Annotated in this window: 19 protein-coding genes; 13 read left to right on the top strand and 6 right to left on the bottom strand. The window is 68.1% G+C overall.

Annotation, left to right across the window (positions count from 1 at the left end):
• The first annotated feature begins 3 nt into the window (after nt 1-3).
• Genes ACTRWB_RS00835 through ACTRWB_RS00800 form a run of 8 tightly spaced genes read left to right on the top strand, consistent with a single transcriptional unit; the run spans nt 4 to nt 9,881 of the window.
• Nucleotides 4-447 carry a low molecular weight protein-tyrosine-phosphatase gene (locus ACTRWB_RS00835; RefSeq protein WP_048250188.1) on the top strand — a complete coding sequence of 148 codons (444 nt, stop codon included), beginning with the start codon at nt 4-6 and terminating at the stop codon, nt 445-447.
• Complete coding sequence (locus ACTRWB_RS00830) at nt 441-1,619, top strand: polysaccharide biosynthesis/export family protein (protein WP_446901392.1); 1,179 nt, start codon at nt 441-443, stop codon at nt 1,617-1,619. Before ACTRWB_RS00835 ends, ACTRWB_RS00830 begins: the two co-directional genes overlap by 7 nt.
• Before the next feature lie 50 nt (nt 1,620-1,669).
• Entirely contained in the window at nt 1,670-3,895 is a 2,226-nt protein-coding gene (locus ACTRWB_RS00825; protein ID WP_446900595.1) for a polysaccharide biosynthesis tyrosine autokinase, read from the top strand.
• A 21-nt stretch (nt 3,896-3,916) separates the two neighbouring features.
• Nucleotides 3,917-4,876 carry a glycosyltransferase family 2 protein gene (locus ACTRWB_RS00820; protein ID WP_343490434.1) on the top strand — a complete coding sequence of 320 codons (960 nt, stop codon included), beginning with the start codon at nt 3,917-3,919 and terminating at the stop codon, nt 4,874-4,876.
• Nucleotides 4,877-4,920: 44 nt separating this feature from the next.
• A complete protein-coding gene (locus ACTRWB_RS00815; RefSeq protein WP_446900594.1) occupies nt 4,921-6,057 on the top strand; it encodes a glycosyltransferase family 4 protein in 1,137 nt (378 codons plus the stop codon).
• A 10-nt stretch (nt 6,058-6,067) separates the two neighbouring features.
• Nucleotides 6,068-7,534: an O-antigen ligase family protein gene (locus ACTRWB_RS00810; RefSeq protein WP_419687564.1), complete on the top strand. Its 1,467-nt coding sequence runs from the start codon at nt 6,068-6,070 to the stop codon at nt 7,532-7,534.
• Nucleotides 7,531-8,715, top strand: a complete 1,185-nt coding sequence (locus tag ACTRWB_RS00805) for a glycosyltransferase family 4 protein (protein WP_446900593.1) — start codon at nt 7,531-7,533, stop codon at nt 8,713-8,715. Before ACTRWB_RS00810 ends, ACTRWB_RS00805 begins: the two co-directional genes overlap by 4 nt.
• The gene (locus ACTRWB_RS00800; protein WP_446900592.1) at nt 8,715-9,881 is read left to right on the top strand and encodes a glycosyltransferase family 4 protein; all 1,167 of its coding nucleotides are present in this window, start codon (nt 8,715-8,717) and stop codon (nt 9,879-9,881) included. Before ACTRWB_RS00805 ends, ACTRWB_RS00800 begins: the two co-directional genes overlap by 1 nt.
• 133 nt (nt 9,882-10,014) lie before the next feature.
• On the opposite strand, the gene ACTRWB_RS00795 is transcribed toward ACTRWB_RS00800, so the two are convergent.
• Complete coding sequence (locus ACTRWB_RS00795; protein ID WP_446900591.1) at nt 10,015-11,247, bottom strand: MFS transporter; 1,233 nt, start codon at nt 11,245-11,247, stop codon at nt 10,015-10,017.
• A gap of 153 nt (nt 11,248-11,400) precedes the next feature.
• On the opposite strand from ACTRWB_RS00795, the gene ACTRWB_RS00790 reads away from it, so the two are divergent.
• Both ACTRWB_RS00790 and ACTRWB_RS00785 read left to right on the top strand, forming a co-directional pair.
• Nucleotides 11,401-11,871 (top strand): winged helix-turn-helix transcriptional regulator, encoded by a 471-nt coding sequence (locus ACTRWB_RS00790; protein WP_412024991.1) that lies wholly within the window; start codon nt 11,401-11,403, stop codon nt 11,869-11,871.
• 68 nt (nt 11,872-11,939) lie between these two features.
• The gene (locus tag ACTRWB_RS00785; RefSeq protein ID WP_446900590.1) at nt 11,940-12,875 is read left to right on the top strand and encodes a hypothetical protein; all 936 of its coding nucleotides are present in this window, start codon (nt 11,940-11,942) and stop codon (nt 12,873-12,875) included.
• 19 nt (nt 12,876-12,894) lie between these two features.
• Here the strand turns inward: ACTRWB_RS00785 and ACTRWB_RS00780 are convergent, their stop codons facing one another.
• From ACTRWB_RS00780 to ACTRWB_RS00770, 3 genes are all read right to left on the bottom strand, one after another.
• The gene (locus ACTRWB_RS00780; RefSeq protein WP_446900589.1) at nt 12,895-14,352 is read right to left on the bottom strand and encodes an MFS transporter; all 1,458 of its coding nucleotides are present in this window, start codon (nt 14,350-14,352) and stop codon (nt 12,895-12,897) included.
• 202 nt (nt 14,353-14,554) lie between these two features.
• Nucleotides 14,555-15,340 carry an AraC family transcriptional regulator gene (locus ACTRWB_RS00775; RefSeq protein WP_446900588.1) on the bottom strand — a complete coding sequence of 262 codons (786 nt, stop codon included), beginning with the start codon at nt 15,338-15,340 and terminating at the stop codon, nt 14,555-14,557.
• 26 nt (nt 15,341-15,366) lie between these two features.
• Nucleotides 15,367-15,708 (bottom strand): FKBP-type peptidyl-prolyl cis-trans isomerase, encoded by a 342-nt coding sequence (locus ACTRWB_RS00770; RefSeq protein ID WP_048250201.1) that lies wholly within the window; start codon nt 15,706-15,708, stop codon nt 15,367-15,369.
• Nucleotides 15,709-16,289: 581 nt separating this feature from the next.
• On the opposite strand from ACTRWB_RS00770, the gene ACTRWB_RS00765 reads away from it, so the two are divergent.
• Both ACTRWB_RS00765 and ACTRWB_RS00760 read left to right on the top strand, forming a co-directional pair.
• Nucleotides 16,290-17,207 (top strand): metal-dependent hydrolase, encoded by a 918-nt coding sequence (locus ACTRWB_RS00765; protein ID WP_343490423.1) that lies wholly within the window; start codon nt 16,290-16,292, stop codon nt 17,205-17,207.
• A gap of 450 nt (nt 17,208-17,657) precedes the next feature.
• Nucleotides 17,658-19,130 carry a sigma-54 dependent transcriptional regulator gene (locus tag ACTRWB_RS00760; RefSeq protein ID WP_193101018.1) on the top strand — a complete coding sequence of 491 codons (1,473 nt, stop codon included), beginning with the start codon at nt 17,658-17,660 and terminating at the stop codon, nt 19,128-19,130.
• A 28-nt stretch (nt 19,131-19,158) separates the two neighbouring features.
• Here the strand turns inward: ACTRWB_RS00760 and ACTRWB_RS00755 are convergent, their stop codons facing one another.
• Nucleotides 19,159-19,545, bottom strand: a complete 387-nt coding sequence (locus tag ACTRWB_RS00755) for a GtrA family protein (RefSeq protein WP_412024986.1) — start codon at nt 19,543-19,545, stop codon at nt 19,159-19,161.
• 1,076 nt (nt 19,546-20,621) lie between these two features.
• Nucleotides 20,622-21,404, bottom strand: coding sequence for an ABC transporter substrate-binding protein (locus ACTRWB_RS00750; protein ID WP_446900587.1), 783 nt, complete (start codon nt 21,402-21,404; stop codon nt 20,622-20,624).
• Nucleotides 21,405-21,651: 247 nt separating this feature from the next.
• On the opposite strand from ACTRWB_RS00750, the gene ACTRWB_RS00745 reads away from it, so the two are divergent.
• Nucleotides 21,652-22,071: an MbcA/ParS/Xre antitoxin family protein gene (locus tag ACTRWB_RS00745; protein WP_048250205.1), complete on the top strand. Its 420-nt coding sequence runs from the start codon at nt 21,652-21,654 to the stop codon at nt 22,069-22,071.
• The last annotated feature ends 2 nt before the right edge of the window (nt 22,072-22,073 follow it).

The raw sequence follows: 22,073 nt of genomic DNA, 5'->3' as shown, positions 1-22,073 counted from the left end.
GTCATGTTCCGGAACATCCTGATCGTCTGCCACGCGAACGTCTGCCGCAGTCCGGCGGCGGAAATGCTGTTCAAGTCGCACCTCGCGTCACGCGGCGGGCCGCGCCCGACGTTTCACTCGGCCGGCGTGCATGCGAACGACGGCGACGGCATCGATCCGGTGATGCGGCGACTGCTCGCCGAGCGGGGCGTCGATGCGACGACTCACCGCTCGCGGCGGCTGTCGCGCCGGATCGTGCGCGACGCCGACCTGATTCTCGTCAGCGAGCGCGGACAGATCGCGGCCGTCGAAGCGGTCGATCCGTTCGCGCGCGGCAAGGTCCACCTGCTTGGCAAGTGGGAAGGGGCCGAGATTGCCGATCCGCACGGCGGCCCCGAGGCCGATTACCGCGAGAGCTACTCGCAGATCGAACGTCTGGTTCAAGGATGGCTACAGAAACTATGCTGAAACGCCCGATGCGCCCGGTGGCGCTTGCCGTCGCGCTGACGACTTTCCTGTCAGCCTGTGCAACCGCGCCCGGCAACTACCTCGACTCGTCGAACCTGAAGGACGAAGGCCGGCAGGAAGCGTCCGAGACCTATCCGGTTCATTACATCGACGCCAAAGTGGTGATGGACCAGCTGCAGAAGCAGCAGGTCGAGCATCCGCTGCCGCCGGGACGTTATACCGATCCGTCGCAATACGTGTACCGCGTCGGCCCGCAGGACATCCTCGGCGTCACCGTGTGGGACCACCCCGAACTGACGACGCCGCAGGGCCAGTCGTTCTCGAGCGGCGGCAACACGACGCAGACGATCGCGGGCGCGCTGCAGCAGCCCTATTCGTCGTCGCTGCCGGGCCAGGCCGATCCTTACGGCCAGACGGTGTCCGCCGACGGCACGATTTTCTTCCCGTTCGTCGGCCGTATCCACGTGGCGGGCAAGACGATCGCGCAGACCCGTGACGAGCTGGCCACGCGTCTCGCGCGCTATGTGAAGAATCCGCAGCTCGACGTGCGCGTGCTGTCGTTCCGCAGCCAGAAGGTGCAGGTGACGGGCGAAGTGAAGACGCCGGGCCCGCTCGCGGTGAGCGACGTGCCGCTGACGCTGGTCGACGCGATCTCGCGCTCGGGCGGCTCGACCACCGACGCCGACCTGCAGCGCGTGCGCCTGACGCGCGACGGCAAGCTCTACACGCTCGACGCGAACGGCGTGCTCGATCGCGGCGAAGTGCGGCAGAACGTGATGCTGCAGCCGGGCGACATCGTCAACGTGCCGGACCGCAGCGACAGCCGCGTGTTCATCATGGGCGAGGTCAAGACGCCGGTCACGGTGCCGATGCTCAAGGGCAAGCTGACCATCGCCGATGCATTGACGGCGGGCGGCGGCATCCTCGACACCGATGCGAACCCGCGCAAGATCTACGTGATGCGCGGGATGCGCGACAACCCGACGAAGCCTGAAGTGTTCCGTCTCGACATGACGCAGCCCGATGCGCTGATGCTGTCGAGCCGCTTCCCGCTTCAACCGCTCGACGTCGTCTACGTCAGCACGGCCAGCTCGGTGCAGTTCAACCGTGTGCTGCAGCAGGTGCTGCCGACGATCCAGACGATTTTCTTCATGAAGCAAATCACGCGCTGATAGCCCGCCGGGGCGGCGCCTCCGCCCCGGCACCACTCAAGCGGGAACGAATGGTGAACACGCAAGCGAAACACTCCTACGCGGATCTGTCCGTGAAAACCGAGGAAGAGGACGTCGTCCTCGGCCAGTTGCTCCAGGTGATCATGGACGACATCTGGCTGCTGCTCGGCATCGCGGTGACGGTCATCGCGCTCGCCGGCCTCTACTGCTACATCGCGAAGCCGGTCTATCAGGCCGATGTGCACGTGCGGGTCGAGAGCAACGACAACACGTCGCAGGCGCTGACGCAGACGCAGACCGGCGCGATGATCAACACCGGTCCGCAGCAGGCGCAGACCGATGCGGAAATCGAAATCATCAAGAGCCGCGGCGTCGTCGCGCCGGTCGTCGAGCAGTTCAAGCTGAACTTCTCGGTCATGCCGAAGACGCTGCCGGTGATCGGCAGCCTCGCCGCGCGCGTCGCGACGCCGGGCGTGCCGGCGCGGCCGTGGCTCGGCCTCAAGTCGTATGCATGGGGCGGTGAAGTCGCCGACATCGATTCGATCAGTGTCGCGCCCGCGCTCGAAGGCAAGAAGCTCACGCTGACGGTCGGCCCGAACGACACCTATGCGCTGGCCGACGAGAACGGCGGCCGGCTGCTGTCGGGCCGCGTCGGCGAATCGGCGCAGGGCGGCGGCGTGACGCTACTCGTGCAGAAGCTCGTCGCGCGCCCCGGCACGCAGTTCACGGTGGTCCGCTACAACGATCTCGACGCGATCAGCGGCTTCCAGACCGGCATCCAGGTGACCGAGCAGGGCAAGCAGACGGGCGTCGTGCAGATCTCGCTCGAAGGCAAGGACCCGGACCAGACCGCCGCGATCGCGAACGCGCTCGCGCAGTCGTACCTGAACCAGCACGTGGTCGCGAAGCAGGCCGAAACGACCAAGATGCTCGACTTCCTGAAGGGCGAGGAACCGCGCCTGAAGTCCGACCTCGAACGCGCGGAAGCCGCGCTGACGCAGTACCAGCGCACGTCGGGCTCGATCAACGCGAGCGACGAGGCGAAGGTCTACCTCGAGGGCAGCGTGCAGTACGAGCAGCAGATCGCCGCGCAGCGCCTGCAACTCGCGTCGCTCGCGCAGCGCTTCACCGATTCGCATCCGATGGTGATCGCCGCGAAGCAGCAGCTCGCGGAGCTGCAGGGCGAGAAGGACAAGTTCAGCAACCGCTTCCGCAGCCTGCCGGCGACCGAAGTGAAGGCCGTCCAGCTCCAGCGCGACGCGAAGGTCGCCGAGGACATCTACGTGCTGCTGCTGAACCGCGTGCAGGAGCTGTCGGTGCAGAAGGCCGGCACGGGCGGCAACATCCACCTCGTCGATTCGGCGCTGCGTCCGGGAGACCCGGTCAAGCCGAAGAAGGTGCTGATCCTGTCGGCCGCCGTGTTCCTCGGGCTGATCCTCGGCACGGGCGTCGTGTTCCTGCGCCGCAACATGTTCCAGGGCATCGAGGATCCCGACCGCGTCGAGCGAGCATTCAACCTGCCGCTGTACGGGCTGGTGCCGCAAAGCGCCGAGCTGGCGAAGCTCGACGCCGCGGCCGAGAAGGGCGGCGGCCGCGCGCGGCCGATCCTGGCGAGCCTGCGTCCGAAGGATCTCAGCGTCGAGAGCCTGCGCAGCCTGCGCACCGCGATGCAGTTCGCGATGATGGACGCGAAGAACCGCGTGATCGTGCTGACCGGCCCGACACCCGGCATCGGCAAGAGCTTCCTCGCGGTCAACCTCGCGGTGCTGCTTGCGCATTCGGGCAAGCGCGTGCTGCTGGTCGACGCCGACATGCGGCGCGGCCTGCTCGACCGCTACTTCGGCCTCACTCCGCAGCCGGGCCTGTCCGAGTTGCTGAGCGACCAGTCGGCGCTCGAGGACGCAGTGCGCGAGACGCCGATTCCGGGCCTGTCGTTCATCGCGGCCGGCACGCGCCCGCCGAACCCGTCGGAACTGCTGATGTCGACGCGCCTGCCGCAATACCTCGAAGGGCTCAGCAAGCGTTACGACGTCGTGCTGATCGATTCGCCGCCGGTGCTGGCGGTGACCGACGCGACCATCATCGGCCGCATGGCCGGCTCGACGTTCCTCGTGCTGCGCTCGGGCATGCATACCGAAGGCGAGATCGCCGATGCGATCAAGCGCCTGCGCACCGCGGGCGTCGATCTGGAAGGCGGGATCTTCAACGGCGTGCCGCCGAAGTCGCGCGGCTACGGCCGCGGTTATGCGGCCGTGCACGAATACCTGAGCGCCTGACCGGCCGACTGGAGAACCGCCATGAAAATTTCCGTGCTCGTTCCGACCTACCGGCGTCCCGCCGACCTCGCGCGCTGCCTGCTGGCGCTGCAGCGGCAGCACCGGCTGCCCGACGAGGTGATCGTCGTCGCGCGCCCGGAGGACGACGCCACGCATGAACGGCTCGCCGATCCGTCGGTCGGCGGCGCGCTGCCGCTGCGTATCGTGCCGGTCGATGTGCCGGGGCAGGTCGCCGCGCTGAACAAGGGGCTCGACTCCGCGCAAGGCGACATCGTCGCGATCACCGACGACGATGCGGCGCCGCACCCCGACTGGCTCGCGCGCATCGAGTCCGCGTTCCTGTCCGATCCGCGCGTGGGCGCGGTCGGCGGTCGCGACTGGGTGCACGAGAAGGGCCGCCTGCTCGACGAATCGCGCGAGCTGGTCGGCCGGCTCACGCTGTCGGGCAAGATCGTCGGCAATCATCACCTGGGTGTCGGCGGCGCGCGCGAAGTCGACACGCTGAAGGGCGCGAACATGAGCTACCGGCGCTCGGCGATCGGCGGGCTGCGTTTCGATACGCGGCTGCGCGGCGCCGGCGCGCAGACCCACAACGACACCGCGTTCAGCATGGAAGTGCAGCGCGCGGGCTGGAAGCTGCTGTACGACCCGGCGATCGCCGTCGATCACTATCCGGCTGAACGCTTCGACGACGACCGGCGCGACGCGGCGTCGCTGAACGCGATCAGCAACGGCGCGTACAACCTGCAACTGACGCTGCGCGAGCATCTGCCGCCGGTACGGCGCGAGATCGCGTGGTGGTGGTGGGCGCTGGTCGGCACGCGCGTCTATCCGGGCTTCGCGCATGTGCTGCTGTCGCTGCATACTGCGCGGCGCGGCCGCGTGCTCGCGCACTGGCGCGCGGTGCGCCGCGGCGCGCGCGATGCGCGCCGAGCCACCGTCGCCCCGCACCGTGCGGCCATGCCGCCGGTGACGTCATGAACGCGCCGCGCGCGATGCCGCGCGGCCGAACCCGGAGCGCTTGAATGACAGTTACCAAGGTTCACGTCCATCTGTTTTACGGCGCCGATCCGCGTACCTACCGGAAAGGCGAGAACATCGGCTGCCTGTACGGTTATCACCATGCCGAATCCGACGAGTTCCGGCTGTCCTATTCGCAGGACGGCGGCGAGAACCGCATCGCCAGCCTCGCGCGCCGCGCGCTGAAGGCGGCGCTCGGTTTCGACGTCGTGCATGCGTGGCGCAACCGCGCCGCGCTGCTGAACACCGACGTGATCTGGACGCACACCGAACAGGAGCATCTCGCCGCGTCGCTGATCCTCAAGCTCGCCGGCGCGCAGGGCAAGCGTCCGCTGCTGCTCGCGCAGAGCGTGTGGCTGTTCGACAAGTGGGGCACGTTCGGCGGCCCGCGCCGCTGGCTGTACCGCAAGCTGATCGCGCGCGCCGACACGCTGACCACGCTCGCCCGCGACAACGCCGAGCTGTGCCGTCGTTATCTCGGGCGCGATGCGGAGTTCGTCTACTACGGGCTCAACACGCAGGACTTCCCGATCATCGAGCCGCGCCAGTGGCAGCCGAACCGGCCGCTGCGGATCGCGGCGATCGGCAACGACCGCGACCGCGACTGGCGCACGTTCCTCGCCGCGTTCGGTGGCGACGAGCGCTACGACGTGCGGCTCGCGACGCGCCGCCGCGTGCCGCGCGAGTGGCATGCGCCGAACGTGAAGATCGGCTCGGCGTCGGGGCTCGCGAAGCAGCACGAGCTGTACGCGTGGGCCGACGTGATCGTCGTGCCGCTGCGGCCGAACTTCCATGCGTCGGGCATCACCGTGATGCTCGAGGCGGCAGCCGTCGGCAAGCCGATGATCGTGTCCGACGTCGGCGGGCTCAGCGATTATTTCCCGCACGATACCGCCGCCTATGTGCCGGCGTTCGACGCGCAGGCGATGCGCCAGGCCGCCGACCGCTTCGTGGCCGATCCGGTCGCGGCGCTCGACTGCGCGCGGGCTGCCGCCGCGTGCCTGCGCGAGCGCGACCTGACCACGCAGGCGTTCGCCGAGCAGCACGTGCGGATCACGCGCGACATGCTGCGCCGGCGCCGGACGCCGGCGGCCGCGGGGCGGGCGATGCCGCTCGCGGATTCGCGTCCTTCGTCGCGGTGAGTGCGCATCGATGAGTACGATTACCGCCGAACGCGCACCGTCGCGCAATCGCAGCTGGTTTGCCGAGCCGAAACACTGGGCCGGGCAGGCCGGGCTGTGGACGTTCACCGCCGCGCTGATCGCCGTTCACCAGGGCAAGGTGCTGACGCTCGCGTTTCCGGTGCTGGCCATCGCGGTCGGCATCTGGCTGTATTTCAAGAGCCCGGCGCGCTATGTCGGCTTCATGTGGTGGGTGTGGTTCCTGAGCCCGGAAGTGCGGCGTCTCGCCGACTGGTCGAAGGGGGCGTTCACGCCGACGAGCCTGATCCAGGTCGCGCCGCTCGCGGTGACGATGATCGCCGGCTTCGGGCTGATCCGGCATTACCGCGTGCTCGCGCAGCGGCGCGGCATACCGGTACTGTTGATGCTGTTCGGGCTCATGTACGCGTACCTCGTCGGGATCGTGTCGAGCGGCGTGATGGCCGCGACCTACGACCTCGCGAACTGGGTGTACCCGGTGCTGATCGGCTTTCACATCATGGTCAACGCGCGCGACTATCCCGAGTACCGCGATGTGCTGCTGTCCACGTTCATGTGGGGCATGCTCGTGATGGGCGTGTACGGGGTCGTGCAGTACTTCGTGATGCCGCAGTGGGACGTGCTGTGGATGATCGGGTCGGACATGGGTTCGCAGGGCGAGCCGGTGCCGTATGGCGTGCGCGTGTTCAGCACGATGAACTCGTCGGGGCCGTTCGCGTTCGCGATGATGGGCGCGCTGGTGTTCGTGCTCGCGGCGCCGCAGAAGATCCGCTGGGTCGCGGGGGCGGCCGGCTTCGTGTCGTTCGCACTGTGTCTCGTGCGCTCGACGTGGGGCGGCTGGGTGATCGCGCTCGCGATCCAGCTCGCGCAGTCGAACAACCGCGTGCGGATGCGGATCCTCATCAGCGGCGTCGTGCTGGTCGGCCTGTGCGTGCCGCTCCTGACCGTCGGGCCGGTGGCCGATCGTCTCGGCCAGCGTCTCCAGTCGATCACGAACCTGAAGGACGACCGCAGCTACGACGACCGCAACAAGTTCTACGCGACCTTCGCACAAACGGCATTCACCGACGTCGCCGGCGAAGGGATGGGCGCGACGGGCGCATCCACGAAGCTGTCGAGCGACAGCGGCGAGCTCGGCAAGTACGGCAGCTTCGACAGCGGCGTGATGAACGTGCCGTTCGTGCTCGGCTGGCCCGGCACGCTGCTGTACCTCGCCGGTGTCGTGATGCTGTTCGGCCGCACGCTGCGCGCGGCGTTCAAGCTGCGCAAGGACAAGTTCGTCGGCGCGTGCCTGAGCCTGTGCCTGTCGACGTTCGCGATGCTCGTGTTCACGAACTCGCTGATCGGCACGGGCGGCCTGCTGATGTTCACAGCCATTTTTTCGATTCTTTCCGCGGCGCACTGGCAAAAGGCACAACGCCTGCTGGCCGCCGCGCGTTCACGGGGAGGCGAGCATTGAGAATCGCGATCGTCACGCATGTCGTGCGACATAACGACGGGCAGGGCCGCGTCAATTACGAAATCGCGCGCGCGGCGCTGGCCGAGCACTACGAAGTCACGCTGGTCGCATCGCACGTCGCGCCCGAGCTGCTGGCCGACCCGCGCGTGCACTGGGTGCCCGTGAAGGTCGGCGGCTTCTGGCCGTCGAATCTCGTCAAGCAGCAGGTGTTCGCGCTGAAGAGCGCGTGGTGGCTGCGCGCGCACCGCGGCGACTACGACGTGCTGCACGTGAACGGCTTCATTTCGTGGATCAAGGCCGACGTGAATACCGCGCACTTCGTGCACGGCGGCTGGTTCAAGAGCCCGTACTACCCGTTCGGGCCCGCGAAGGGGCTGTGGTCGGCTTACCAGTACGTCTACACGCGCGTGAACACCGTGCTCGAGCGCTGGGCGTACCGGCGTTCGCGCGCGATCACCGCCGTGTCGCAGAAAGTGGCCGACGAGATCGCCGCGCTCGGCATCGACAGCCGCAAGATCAGCGTGATCTACAACGGCGTCGACGGCAGCGCGTTCGCGGGCGCGCAAGCCGACCGCGCGGCCTTCAAGCTGCCGGACGATGCGTTCCTGCTGCTGTTCGTCGGCGACCTGCGCACGCCGCGCAAGAACCTCGGCACCGTGCTGAAGGCGCTGACGAAGCTGCCGGCGAACGTCCATCTCGCGGTGGCCGGGTATCTGCCCGGCAGCCCGTATCCGGACGAGGCGCGCGCGCTCGGCATCGATTCGCGCGTGCATTTCCTCGGCCTGGTGAAGAACATGCCGACGCTGATGCGCTCGGTCGACGCGTACGTATTTCCGTCGCGCTACGAAGCGATGAGCCTGTCGCTGCTGGAGGCGATGGCGGCCGGGCTGCCGGTCGTCACCGCGCGCACGGCGGGCGGCGCGGAAATCATCACGCGCGAATGCGGGATCGTGCTGGAGGATCCGGACGATCCGGCCGCGCTCGCGCAGGCGATCGGCACGCTCGCGGCATCGCGCGACACCTGCCGCGCGATGGGCGACGCGGCCCGCGAACTGATGACCCGTTTCGGCTGGGCGCACATGGGCGCCCAGTACATCGCGCTTTATCGGCGCATCGGCCAACCCCCGCAGCCGTCCGCTTTCGAGCGGGTCGAGCATGCAGTCACGCAGGAGCAACCGTGATGTCTCAATCTTCCCGGCCGATCAAATCGTTGCAGATCGGTATGCACTGGTTCCCCGAACGCGCGGGCGGCCTTGACCGGATGTATTACTCGCTCGTCGGCGCGCTGCCGGGCGCGGGCGTCGAGGTGCGCGGGCTCGTCGCGGGCTCGCCGAAGGTCGCCGACGACACGGGCGGCGCGATCCAGGGCTTCGGTCCCGCATCGGAACCGCTCGCGCGCCGGATGCTCGCCGCGCGGCGCGCGCTGCGCGAGGAGATCCGCAGCGAGCGGCCGGACGTGATCTCGTCGCATTTCGCGCTGTACACGTTCCCCGGTCTCGACGTGACGCGCGGGATTCCGCAGGTGTCGCACTTCCAGGGGCCGTGGGCCGACGAAAGCCAGGTCGAGGGCGCCGCGTCGCTCGGGCAGCGCGCGAAGCGCTATCTCGAACAGGCCGTCTATACGCGCTCGTCGCGGCTGATCGTGCTGTCGCAGGCGTTCGGCCAGATCCTGACGAACCGCTACGGGATCGAGCCGTCACGCGTGCGCGTGATTCCCGGCTGCGTCGATACCGCGCAGTTCGACACGCCGCTCACGCCCGTTGAGGCGCGACACAAGCTGCAGCTGCCGCAGGACCGTCCGATCGTGCTGGCCGTGCGCCGGCTCGTGCGGCGCATGGGGCTGGAGGATCTGATCGATGCGATCGGCCTCATCAAGCATCGTCAACCGGACGTGCTGCTGCTGATCGCGGGCAAGGGCAAGATCGGCGAGGAACTGCAGCAGCGCATCGATGGGGCGGGGTTGCAGGACAACGTGAAGCTGCTCGGCTTCGTGCCCGACCATCATCTCGCGGCGCTGTATCGCGCGGCGACGGTCAGCGTCGTGCCGACGGTCGCGCTCGAAGGGTTCGGGCTGATCACCGTCGAATCGCTCGCGTCCGGCACGCCCGTGCTGGTCACGCCGGTCGGTGGGCTGCCGGAGGCGGTTGCGGGGCTGTCCGACGATCTCGTGCTGCCGTCGACCGGCGCGGACGCGATCGCGGAAGGGCTCGGCGCCGCGTTGTCGGGCGCGATCACGCTGCCCGACGAGTTCGCATGCAAGCGCTACGCGCGCGATCATTTCGACAACGCGGTGATCGCGCGGCGCGTCGCCAGCGTGTACGAAGAGGCGATCCAGACGGCGGGCTGAGCCCCCGCGGCACGCAACCGGCGTGCCGAAACGAAGGTCGAACCGGTGCGCTTGCGAGTCCGGTTCACGCGCCGGCCGCCCGAAGCGGGTGGGCCGGCTTTCCCCATGATGCGATTCGCATCGCCGGCACGCGTCACGCGCGCCTGAGCGTCGCGGCCCATACGCCGAGCGCGGCAACGCTCACGATCGCGCCGAGCGCACACACACCGGTCCATCCGGCGCGCGCATACATCATCGTCGACGCAATCGCGCCCAGCCCGCTGCCGGCCGAGTAGAACAGCATGTAGCAGCCGACGAGGCGCGCATGCGCGTCGGGTCGCGCACCGAGAATCATGCTCTGGTTGACGACATGGACGGCCTGCCCGCCGATGTCGAGCAGCACGATGCCGACGATCAGCAGTGCAATCGACGTAGTGCCGAACGCGAGCGGCAGCCACGAGAGCGCGAGCAGCGCGAGCGCGGCGCCGGTCGTCGTTTCGCCGCGCCCGCGATCCGCAAGCTGGCCCGCGCGTGTGGCAGCCGCCGCGCCCAGTGCGCCGACCAGGCCGAATGCGCCGATCTGCGTATGCGACATCGAATGCGGCGGCGCGCTCAGCGGCAGCACGAGCGCGCTCCAGAAGATGCTGAACGCCGCGAACATCAGCAGTGCGATCGCGCCGCGTACGCGCAGCACGCGTTCATCGCGCAGCAGCGCCACCATCGAGCGCAGCAACGCCGCGTAGCCGATGCGTTCGCGCGGCCCGTTCGTGTCCGGCAACAGCCGTGACAGCACGACGAGCATTGCGATCGCGAGCGCGCCCGACACGAGATAGACCGCGCGCCAGCCGGCCACGTCGGTGACGACGCCCGCCAGCGAGCGCGCGGCCAGCAGCCCGATCACGACGCCGCCCTGCGCGGCACCCACCACACGCCCGCGTTCGCCGGCGCCCGCGAGTGCGGCCGAGCACGCGATCAGCCCTTGCGTCATCGCGGTGCCGAGCAGGCCGACCGCGACCATCCCCGCCAGCAGCGCGATGCGCGTCGACGCCGCGGCCACGCCGATGCAAGCCGCCGTCAGCAGCAGAAGCTGCACGGTGATCAGGCGCTTGCGGTTCAGCAGGTCGCCGAGCGGCACGACGAACAGCAGCGCGAGCGCACAGCCGAGCTGCGTCGCGGTGATGACACCGCCGACGGCCGCTTGCGACACGCCGAAATCCCGCGCGATCGAATCGAGCAGTGGCTGCGCGTAGTAGACGTTCGCGACGCTCGCCGCGCAGCAGACGGCCAGCAGCGCGACGCTGGCCGCGGACAGGCGGCCGCCGTCGGCCGGATGCGCCGCGTTCGATGCATTCGACGCCACGGTACTTGAATGACAGGAAGACTCCACGGGTTTCCTCACGCAATGTAGTTGCAATTTGAAACTGGTGTGAGTGTAGGAAAAGTAGTTTTAAAATGCAACTTGTTGTGCGGCGGGCGACGGGCCCGCGCACGGATGGCCGGCGCTGCCGCGAAGGCGGCCGGCACGATTGCGGAGAGGAACATGGCCAGGCAGAAAAGTCTTGCGGATTCGCCGTGCCCGGTGGCGCGGGCGACCGATATCGTCGGCGATCGCTGGGCGTTGCTGATCGTGCGCGATGCGTTCGACGGCGTGCGCCGGTTCGGCGATTTCCGCGCGAGCCTCGGCGTCGCGAGCAACATCCTGTCCGACCGGCTCAGGATGCTGGTGGACGCCGGCGTGTTCGACGTCGTGCCGGCGTCGGACGGCACCGCGTATCAGGAGTACGCGTTGACCAAAAAGGGCGAGGGGTTGTTTCCGGTCATCGTGATGCTGCGGCAGTGGGGCGAGGCGAACCTGTTTGCGCGCGGCGAGCCGCATTCGGTGCTGGTCGATCGCCACACGGGGCGGGCGATCCGCAAGCTCGCGCTGCGGCACGACGACGGGCGGCCCGTGAAGGCGGCCGAGACGGTCGTGCGGAAGCTCGGCGACGAAGCGGGCGCGACGCGGCGGTGAGCGTCATGTTCGGCGGCCGCACCGTCGGATAGACTGTCGCGATCGTCGTCGACCGGAGCCGCATCACCATGACCCATCCGCTGGATTCCGCCGGCTATCGGCTGCTGCTGGACCTGCAGCGCCGTATCCACGACCACTGCGAGCGCGAGGGAGCCGAGGACGGGCATGACCATACGGATCCGGCGGAACCGTTGTGGCAGACCGATTTCAACCATGTCGTCGTCGCGCCGATGCGGGCCGGGCTGCATGTCCGGTACTTCGGCGACGCGTGGGAGGAGCCGTTCGACTGGACGCTGCAATGTCTTGCGGAACGGGACGTCGCGGATCTCGTGACCGATCTGGCGTTCAGCGGCCCGGACGAAGGGGCGAACGGCACGCGCGAATGGGATTTCGGTCCGCTGCTCGATTCGGACGCGCGCTTCCCGATGCTGCGTTCGCTGTACGTGAAGCCGACCGAGCCGGCCGATCACAACCTGTCGATGATCGTTCGCCGGGACCTGATCATGGAGGAGGGCGGCGAGATTGCCCGCTTCGCCGCGAAGGCGCCATTTCTCATCGAACTGACGGTGCCGAATGCACCCGATGCGCGCTTCGTCGAGGTGCCGCTGCCGCATCTGAACCGGCTGCGCATCGGCGGCGGATACGACACGCAGCAGTTCATCGATCGTCTTGCCGGCAGCGACAACTCGTCGTCGCTCGGCTGGCTCGATTTTGCCGAATCGACGGAGCTGCACTCGACGTGGAAGCACAAGCGCGATGCCGGCAGCGTGACGTCGTTCGATGCCTACGAGCGTTTGCTGAAGAGTAACGCCGGCCAGCGGCTCCACACGCTGACGTTGAGGAATACCTGTCTCGATCGCGAACAACTCGAAGCGCTGCAGGCACTGCATCCGCGGCTTCAGTTCATGGTGATCCAGGCCGGCAGTGGCGGCTACGTGAGTCATTTCAAGGACAACGTCTTTCCGTGGCGTCACCTGATCCAGCGCGACCCCGGCGAAGCGTGACCGCGATGAACGCACACGGTCAATCCGCAGCCGGCAGCGCCTGACTCGCGGGCGACGCGCCGCGATGCGCATCGGGCCGGACCAGCGTCGCAAGCAGCGCGGCCGTGACCAGCAACGCGACCGACACGGCCGTTTCGATCCGCAACCCGTCCACGACCTGCCACGCGCCACCGCCGCCGGCGAGCGCGCCGAACGCCGCCACGCCCATCGCACCGCCGGCCTGTCGCGCGGTATTCAGCACGGCCGACGCGATGCCGGCCCGCTCGGGTGCGACCGACGCGAGCACGGCCGTCGTCATCGCCGGCACCGCGAAACCCATGCCCGACGGAATCAGCAGGAACGGCACGAGCAGGAAGGCCAGCGGCGTCGACGCGTCGACGAAATGCAGCGACCCGTAACCGAGCGCGGCGACGAGCGCACCCGCCAGCATCGGCATGCGCGGGCCGTGACGTGCAACGATCCGGCCGCTCGCAAGATTCGACAGCAGGAAACCGCCCGTCAGCGGCAGGAACGCGAGGCCGGCCTGCAATGCCGATTCGCCGCGTGCGCGCTGCAGGTAGAGCGCGAGCACGAACACGGTGCCGTAGTACGTGAGGTTCACGCAGATCCCGAACAGCACGGCCGCGCTGAACGTGCGATGGCGGAACAGCGACAGCGGCAGCATCGGCGTGGCCGTACGCGATTCGACCGCGACGAACGCGAGCGCGGCGAGCGCCGCCAGCGCGAAACCGCCGGCGACGATCGGATGCGCGAAGCCGAGCGGCCGCCATTCGATCACGGCGCCGGTCAGCGCGGTCAGCATCGCGATCGCGATGAGCTGGCCGCGCAGATCGAGTGCGCGGGCGGACCGGGACGGCGCGGCCGGCGCCGCAGTCGCCGCTGTTGCACGGCGCGCGGGCACCCACGCGAACGCGGCCGCGAGCCCCGCCGCGCATAACGGCAGGTTCACGAGGAAGATGCCGCGCCAACCCCACGCCGCGATCAGCAGGCCGCCGACGACCGGGCCGGCCGCGATCGAGATCGAGCCGGCCGCCGTCCACCAGCCGACGGCGCGCGCGCGCAGGTGCGGGTCGTGCCGGCACGCGTCGTTGAGCAGCGCGAGCGAATTGGGCAGCATCGCCGCGGCGCCGACGCCCTGCAGCGCGCGGGCCGCGATCAGCATCGCCGGCGCATTCGCGGCGCCGCACGCGAGCGATGCGAGCGCGAACAGCACGAGGCCCGCGACATACAGGCGGCGCGCGCCGAAGCGGTCGCCGAGCGCGCCGCCCGACAGCATCAGCACTGCGAACGCGAGCGTGTACGCATCGACGACCCACTGCAGGCCGGCGACCGGCAGGTGCAGGTCGGCGGCGAGATGCGCGAGCGCGATGTTGACGATCGTCACGTCGAGCTGCGTCACGACGAAACCGATGCTGACGGTCGCGACGACACGAGCGAGCGCGGGCGGGAAGGCGGGGGAGGGTGTGGTCGTGTTCATGTGCCCATCGTAGGACGCGGCGAGCGGGCGATGTTTCAGCGGGACGTGAAGCGTCGAAACGCGCGATGCGATGGGGCAGGGCTGCGAGTGTGCAGAAGCCAGCAACGTGAAAGACGAAGGTTATGAAAGGACCGATGCGGGTGCGGCATGCACGACCCGTGCCGCTATGTGCGTCGACGCGTATTCCGCGGGACGGATTCGCTCAGTGGCGCTCGCCGCGCCAGCGTCCCGGTGCGACGCCGAAGCGTTTCGTGAACGCATGCGTGAACGTGCTCTGGTCCGCGAAGCCGACCATGCCCGCGATGTCGACGAGCGGATGCCGGCCGTCGGCGAGCAGCACGATCGCTGCGTCGAGCCGCAGCCGCTGCAGGTAGCGATGCGGCGTTTCGCCGAACGCGTCGACGAACAGTTGATGAAACCGGCGCATCCCGTAGCCGCAGTGTGCGGCGAGATCGGCGATGCGCAGCGGCTCGGCGAGCCGTGCGCGCAGCCAGCGGTCGATGCGCGCGAAATCGAGGCCCGATTCGAGGCCCGACAGTGGCGCGGCGATGCCGGCGTCGTCGAGCAGCGCGCCGCACAGGCGCGCGGCGGCCTGCCACTGGAAACGGTGCGCGGCGGCTTGTCTTGCGTCGCCGGCCGGCGCATCGAGCTGCGCGGCGGCCGCTGCGACCTGCGCGACGAGCGACGTCAGGGCCGGATCGATCGACACGGCACGCGCGCGGTCGAACAGCCGCTGCGGCACCGCGAGCGATGCGGCGGGCAGGTCGATCACGAGCTGGCGATTGTCGCCGAGGCCCGCGTAGTCGTGGCGCGCGCCGGCCGGAATCAGCCAGGCCGCGTGCCGGTCGATGCGCTGGCCGATACCGTCCACCGCCATCACCATCGCGCCATCGACGCCGAGCACGACCTGGTGGAAGTCGTGCACGTCCGACGCTTCGCACGCGTCGTAGCGGCGCAGCGCGATGGCGGGGGAGGCGATGCGTTCCATCGAACGGAAACCGGCCGGTTGCGTCGTCAGATGGCGAGCAGTTCGACTTCGAACACGAGCGTCGCATTCGGCGGAATCACGCCGCCTGCGCCGCGCGGGCCATAGGCGAGTTGCGGCGGGATCGTCAGGCGACGCACGCCGCCGACCTTCATGCCCTGCACGCCTTCGTCCCAGCCCTTGATGACCATGCCGCCGCCGAGCACGAACGCGAACGGGTCGTTACGGTCCTTGCTCGAATCGAATTTCTGACCGTCGGTCAGCCAGCCCGTGTAGTGGACGCTGACGGTCTGGCCGGCTTGCGCGACATCGCCGGTGCCTTCGGTCAGGTCTTCGTATTTGAGGCCCGATTCGGTCGTGGTGACAGACATGACTTCTCCTGAAAGAGGTTTCGTAAAACCGCTATTGTAGGCGAGCGCGCAGCGGGCCGTCGCACGTGGCGATTGCCCCGCCGCCGGCGTGTCGCGGACGGTCGCGGGCCGCGGCGCCCGCGATGGCCCGAAGCGCAAATGGAACGCGCGTTTGAATTTTTTCGGGGCTGTGCGACCGCGGTTGCACTACGCGAGTGCGCCGCGTGTATGAATCGGTGCTACCGGGGCGGCCGGCGGCGTGCCGCGCACCGCCGCCGGATTACGCGAAACGCCCGCCGCGCCTGGCTTTCGCGGCGGTGGCGGGGCGCCGTACCGGCCTCCGCACATCGCTCGCCAGCCGTCGCGCGCGTTCGAATCGCGGCGTGTCCGGGCGCCGTTCGAGCGCCGTTTTTTCCACCGTTTCGACCGTGCCCTGTTTGGAAGCGCGCATCTACCGCGCGGCTTGCGCGCGCTGGCGCGTGCGGCCTATCTTTACATCTGTCGATGTCAAGATTTTGGCGGTGCGCGACGCGCCGCCGGGGCCCGCGCCGGCCGCGTCGGATGACGCGCCGGGCCGCTCCGGAACAAGGAGAACGATCAACATGAAGTCAGCCGCTTCCGCCACCGCAGCCGGGATCATGCCGGTGCGCCGCGACCTGCGCTTCGACCTGCCGGTCGAACGCGCGAAGGACTGGCATGGCCTCGGGTCGCATGTGACCCATTTCTTCAACGCGCTGTCGCTGCTGTTTCCGGCCGGCGAGCGCTTCTTCATGGATTCGGTGCGCAATTACCGCGACCGGATCGACGATCCCGTGCTGAAGCAGCAGGTGCTCGGCTTCATCGGCCAGGAAGCGATGCATACGCGCGAGCATGTCGAATACAACGAGCTGATGCAGGCGAACCACCTGCCCGCGCGCAAGCTCGACAAGCGCGTGTGGGCGGTGCTCGGCTTCATGAAGCGCAAGCTGCCGCATTCGGTGCAGCTCGCGCATACGGTCGCGGCGGAGCACTACACGGCGATGCTCGCCGACTGGCTGCTGCGCGACCCGACGCGCCTCGAAGGCTCGGTCGAAGGCTACCGCCAGATGTGGATCTGGCACGCGCTCGAGGAAACCGAGCACAAGGCCGTGTCGTTCGACGTCTGGAATGCCGCGATGAAGCCGGGGTTGCGCCGCTACCTGATCCGCATCGGCGTGTATCTGCTGACGACGCTGACGTTCTGGCCCACCGTGTTCCTGATGCACGTGACGCTGCTGTGGCGCGATCGCGGGGCCGGGCATCACGTGCGCGGCATGCTGCGGATGCTCGCGTTCCTGTACGGGCCGCGCCGCGGGCTGTTTCCGCGCATCGCGGGCGAATGGCTGAGTTTTTTTCGACCGGGCTTCCATCCGTGGGATCACGACAACCGCCACCATCTCGCGCGGGTCGACGCGCTCGCCGCCACGTATGGCGAACACGACGGCACGCCGGCCGGCCGCGGCCGCGCGAACGTACCGGTGCCGCTCGCGTCGGGCCGGTGACGCATCCGCCGCGCCGCGATGCGCGGTGCCGGATCGCGCCTGTTGCGTTCGTGCATCAACCGACTTCCTCTGACGATTGACCGAAGTCAATCGGAACCGGTAGCGCGGGTATACGCCTGCCCGTTCGACCGGCCGCGCGGGCGCTCCCCGGCGCATCGCTTTTGCGTCCGCCGGATCGCGTGCGCGCGCCGCGCGCCAGCACCGGCGCGGCTTTGCGGGCAGGTTGCCCGTCTTTCCCGAGTTCGCGCCGCGCCCGCCACCGGGATAACACCCATCTAGCCGCACGCCTGCCGTATCGATATACCGTTCATGACAGTGTCCACCCCGGCGCGATTCATGCGCAGGGGGATTTTATTCGGACGGAAATGCGGCCAATATGTCGGTTCTATCGAGGCCGTCGCACGCGGCGGCGAGCCGATGCGCGATACCAACGCCAAGCGGGGAACAACGATGGTTGCAAGGTCACCCGACGCAAACGGGCACGCGGCGCCCGAGCTGACGCACGTGTCCGTCACCGCTCCCGAAGCCGGACGCAAGCTGTTCGTGATCATGCGTTCGCCCGACGAGCCGTTGCTTGCGCAACTGCGCGAGCTTGGCTGGGAGATTGCGGTCGCGAAGACCGCCGGCGCCGCGCAGAACATGACTTCCGGCGTGAGCGTGGCCGCCGGGCTGGTCGATTTCACCGGGTTCACGTCGCGCGAATATCCGGCGCTGAAGGCGTGCCTGAGCCAGCCGGCGATCGGCTGGATCTCCATCGCGCAGGCCGGCATCACGATCACGCCCGCCGTGCGTGAGCTGATCCGCAGCTATTGTTTCGATTACGTGACGCTGCCGCTGCCCTACGAATGGATTTCGCATGTGCTCGGCCATGCGCGCGGGATGGCCGCGCTCGATCGCGTCGACGGCGCGGCCTATGCGGCGTCGATCGGCGAACACGGGATGATCGGCAACTGCGAGGCGATGCAGCAGCTGTTCAGCACGATCCGCAAGGTCGCGAAGACCGACGCCAGCGTGTTCATCTCGGGCGAGTCGGGCACCGGCAAGGAACTGACGTCGCTCGCGATTCACGAGCGTTCCAGCCGCGGCAAGGGGCCGTTCGTCGCGATCAATTGCGGCGCGATTCCGCATCACCTGCTGCAGTCGGAACTGTTCGGCTACGAGCGCGGTGCGTTCACCGGCGCGAACCAGCGGCGCGCGGGCCGGATCGAGTCGGCGAACGGCGGCACGCTGTTTCTCGACGAAATCGGCGACATGCCGGTCGAAAGCCAGGCGAGCCTGCTGCGCTTCCTGCAGGAAGGGAAGATCGAGCGGCTCGGCGGGCAGGAATCGATCGCGGTCGACGTGCGGATCATTTCCGCGACGCACGTGGATCTCGACGGCGCGGTCGAGGCCGGGCGCTTTCGCGCGGATCTGTATCACCGCCTGTGCGTGCTGCGTATTCACGAGCCGCCGCTGCGCGCGCGCGGCAAGGACATCGACATCCTCGCGCACTACGTGCTGCAGAAATACAAGGCCGATAGCGGCCGCAAGATCAGTGGCTTCACGTCGGCCGCGCTCGACGCGATGCGGCGCTATGAATGGCCCGGCAATGTGCGCGAGCTGATCAACCGCGTGCGGCGCGCGATCGTGATGGCCGAGAGCCGGCTGCTGACACCGCACGATCTCGGGCTCGACACGCCCGGCGAAACCGAACCCGTGACGCTCGAACAGGCGAGGGCGCTCGCCGAGCGCACCGCGATCGAGAACGCGCTGCTGCGCAACGATCACCGCATCAACAAGGCCGCCGCCGAACTCGGTATCTCGCGCGTGACGCTCTACCGGATGATGATCGAGCACGGGCTCAACGATCACGACAACAACGGCGACAACGGCGGGCATGACGGCGCGCCGTCCGGCGACACGGGGCATCAGCGGGTCGGCTGAGCGGCGCGCGATGCGCGCGTGAACCGGTTCAGCGATAGGTCCAGAGCCGGTGCAGCACGAACGTGACGGGCGGCACGCACAGCACGACCGCAACGACGCTCCATGCGCGCGCAAGCCTGAGCGTCTCGGTGCCGTGCGCGAGCAGCATCGTCACGACGAGGCCGGCCAACGCGACGGCCAGAAAGCGCACGAAGTTGCCCCACGTCACGGGCGACGAAAAACTCCACAGCGTGTTGGCGAGATACGAGAACGTGGTCGAGCAGGCGAACGCCGTCGCGTTCGCGACCACGGGCGTTGCGTCGAACAGCGCGAACATCGCGGCCGCGATCAGCGCATGCAGCGCGGTCGAGCCGAGGCCCGACACGCCGAAGCGGATCAGTCTGGTGCGTTCGGCGACATAGGCGGTGCGGATCATCGAGGGCGGTCTTGCGGGCAGGGTGGTGTCGCGGGGCGCGGGTCGGTGTCGCAGTATAGCCGCGCGATCGGCCGCCCCGGCACACGTCATTCCCTCTCGCGGACGACCTGCGTCCCCAGGGCTGCCGACCGCATGTAAAGCGCATGAAACATTTCGTCTGGGCAGCCGGGCGAATTTGCGCGGCGAATCGGGCCGATCGACTGGACGCCCGTCGGTAAAAATTCCGTGGTCCATTGTTCAGCCTTATCCGGCAAGGCTTGGCCGCCACGCGGCCGACGCACGCCGCGCATCGCATGTTTCAGTTTCGCAACTTCCGGCATTCCGCGCCCGTTCCGGCTGCCGCCCGGACCGGCCAACCCCTTGTCCGGACGGGCTCGCGCGAAGCTGGCCCGCTCCTTGCGAATGAGGGCATGCGAAAGTCGACAACGCGAGGTCTGTCCGGTCCGGCAGCGAACCCTGTCAATACCGGCCAGGATGCAGTCCGCGGGGATGCGGCGGCGGAACGCGGCGCAGCAGCTGCGTTCCGGCGAGCACGGACCGTCGTCGCCTGATCGTCGGAGCACCGGCATCGTCCGGTTGCCGATACAACATCAGACTGAAAACGGGGTAGAAAAATGATCGATCATCACACGCCGCTGCCGGCAGGCCGCGATCGCAGTGATTCGGCGCATCGCCGGTCGAACCTCGCTCTCGCAGCGGGCCGGCATGCATCGACAGGCCATCTCTCCGCGCCCGGTGCGAGGCGGATCCGGCTGATTGCCGGTCATCCGCGCCGGGTCGGCACTTTCCTGCACGCGAACCCGATTCGCAAGGGCATGTGCGCACGGGCGCCGATACCTCGACGCCCGGTCTTCGCCTACTGAACGAAGTCGCACGCCATCCGGATGCATGGCCCGTCGCTCCCGTGAGCGATCGATCTGCAATCCGAATGATGTATGAAACGTCGCGCAATGCACGCGGCGGATGAAGCATTCGATGCGACGGCGAACGGTGCAATGCCGTTGCCGTCCCGTGGTGAGGGGAGGGCGGTCGGACGCGCGCGACGGGTGGTGTGCCCGTCCGCGCGCGACGCCGTTTCAGCCGCCGTAGATGTCGAAGTCGAAGTACTTCGACGCGAGCCGCTTGTAGGTGCCGTCCTTGACCATGTCGACGATCGCGCGGTCGATCTTCGCCTTCAGGTCCGTGTCCTCCTGGCGCAGCCCGATGCCGGCGCCGATGCCCAGCACCTTCTCGTCGACGAGCTCGGGCCCGACGAACGTGTAGTTCGCGCCGCGCGGCGATTTCAGGAACCCGATCGCCGCCTGCACTTCATCCTGAAGCGCCGCGTCGAGGCGGCCCGAGGTCAGGTCCGCATACACGCCGTCCTGGCTCTGGTACGACACGACGTTCGCACCTTGTTTGCCCCAGTACGCCTTCGCATACGTCTCCTGCGTCGTGCCCTGCTCGACGCCGATCGACTTGCCTTTCAGCGATTCGGCCGTCGGCAGCAGCGGCGAACCCTTCTTCACGACGAGCCGCGTCGGCTGGTTGTAGATCTTCGTCGTGAAGCCGATCTGCTGCGCGCGCTGCGGCGTGATCGACATCGACGACAGCACCGCGTCGAACTTCTTCGCCTTCAGCGCGGGAATCATCCCGTCGAAATCGTTCTCGAGCCACACGCACTTCGCCTTCAGGCGCGCGCAGATCTCGTTGCCGAGGTCGATGTCGAAACCGACGAGCTTGCCGTCGGGCGCCTTCGACTCGAACGGCGCGTAGCTGGCATCGGTGCCGAAGCGGATCGTGCTCCAGTCCTTCGCGACGGCGGGGCCTGCGGATACCGCGAGCAGGGCGATCGAAACAGCGGCAATCAGTCTCTTCATGTGCGTTCCTTGGCGAGGGGCTTCCGGTTTCTGTACGACACGGTTCCACGGACACGCACCGCGTCTGCACGCGGGGTCCGCACGGCCATTAACGCAGAAAATAAAATAAGAGTCCAGAATGGACAAAAAATATCGTTTTGTTGGATGCGCGGGGCGGCCACCGCTGGACGGTCGGCGGGTGTCGACCCTTGCAAAAATACGAAAATGGACTAATCTTGTTAGTAGATTCATTTCGAGACTAACGATCATGTCACAGCCCGCCTACGAATCGCATTCCGCCCCGCCGCAGGCTTCGGTCGCGCAGATGTCGGCGGCTGGCCTGCGTGCGTTTTTCAACATCGCGCGCGACTGGGAACTGACGATCGACGAGCAGATCGTACTGCTCGGGTCGCCCGGCCGTTCGACGTTCTTCAAGTGGAAGGCCACGCCGGCATCGGCGCGCCTGCCGCGCGATACGCTCGAGCGGCTATCGCTGCTGCTCGGCATCTACAAGGCGCTGCAGATCCTGCTGCCGCAGCCGGCCGCCGCCGATGCATGGGTCAAGCGGCCCAACGACGCGGCGCCGTTCGGCGGCAAGCGCGCACTCGACCGGATGCTGGCCGGCAACGTCGGCGATCTGGTCGCGGTCCGGCAATATCTCGACGCGATGCGAGGTGGCTGGGCGTGACG

It is taken from the genome of Burkholderia sp. YIM B11467 (genome assembly GCF_052952715.1).
The sequence above is the reverse complement of the archived record's forward strand: the minus strand, read 5'-3'. Positions and strand labels throughout refer to the sequence as shown.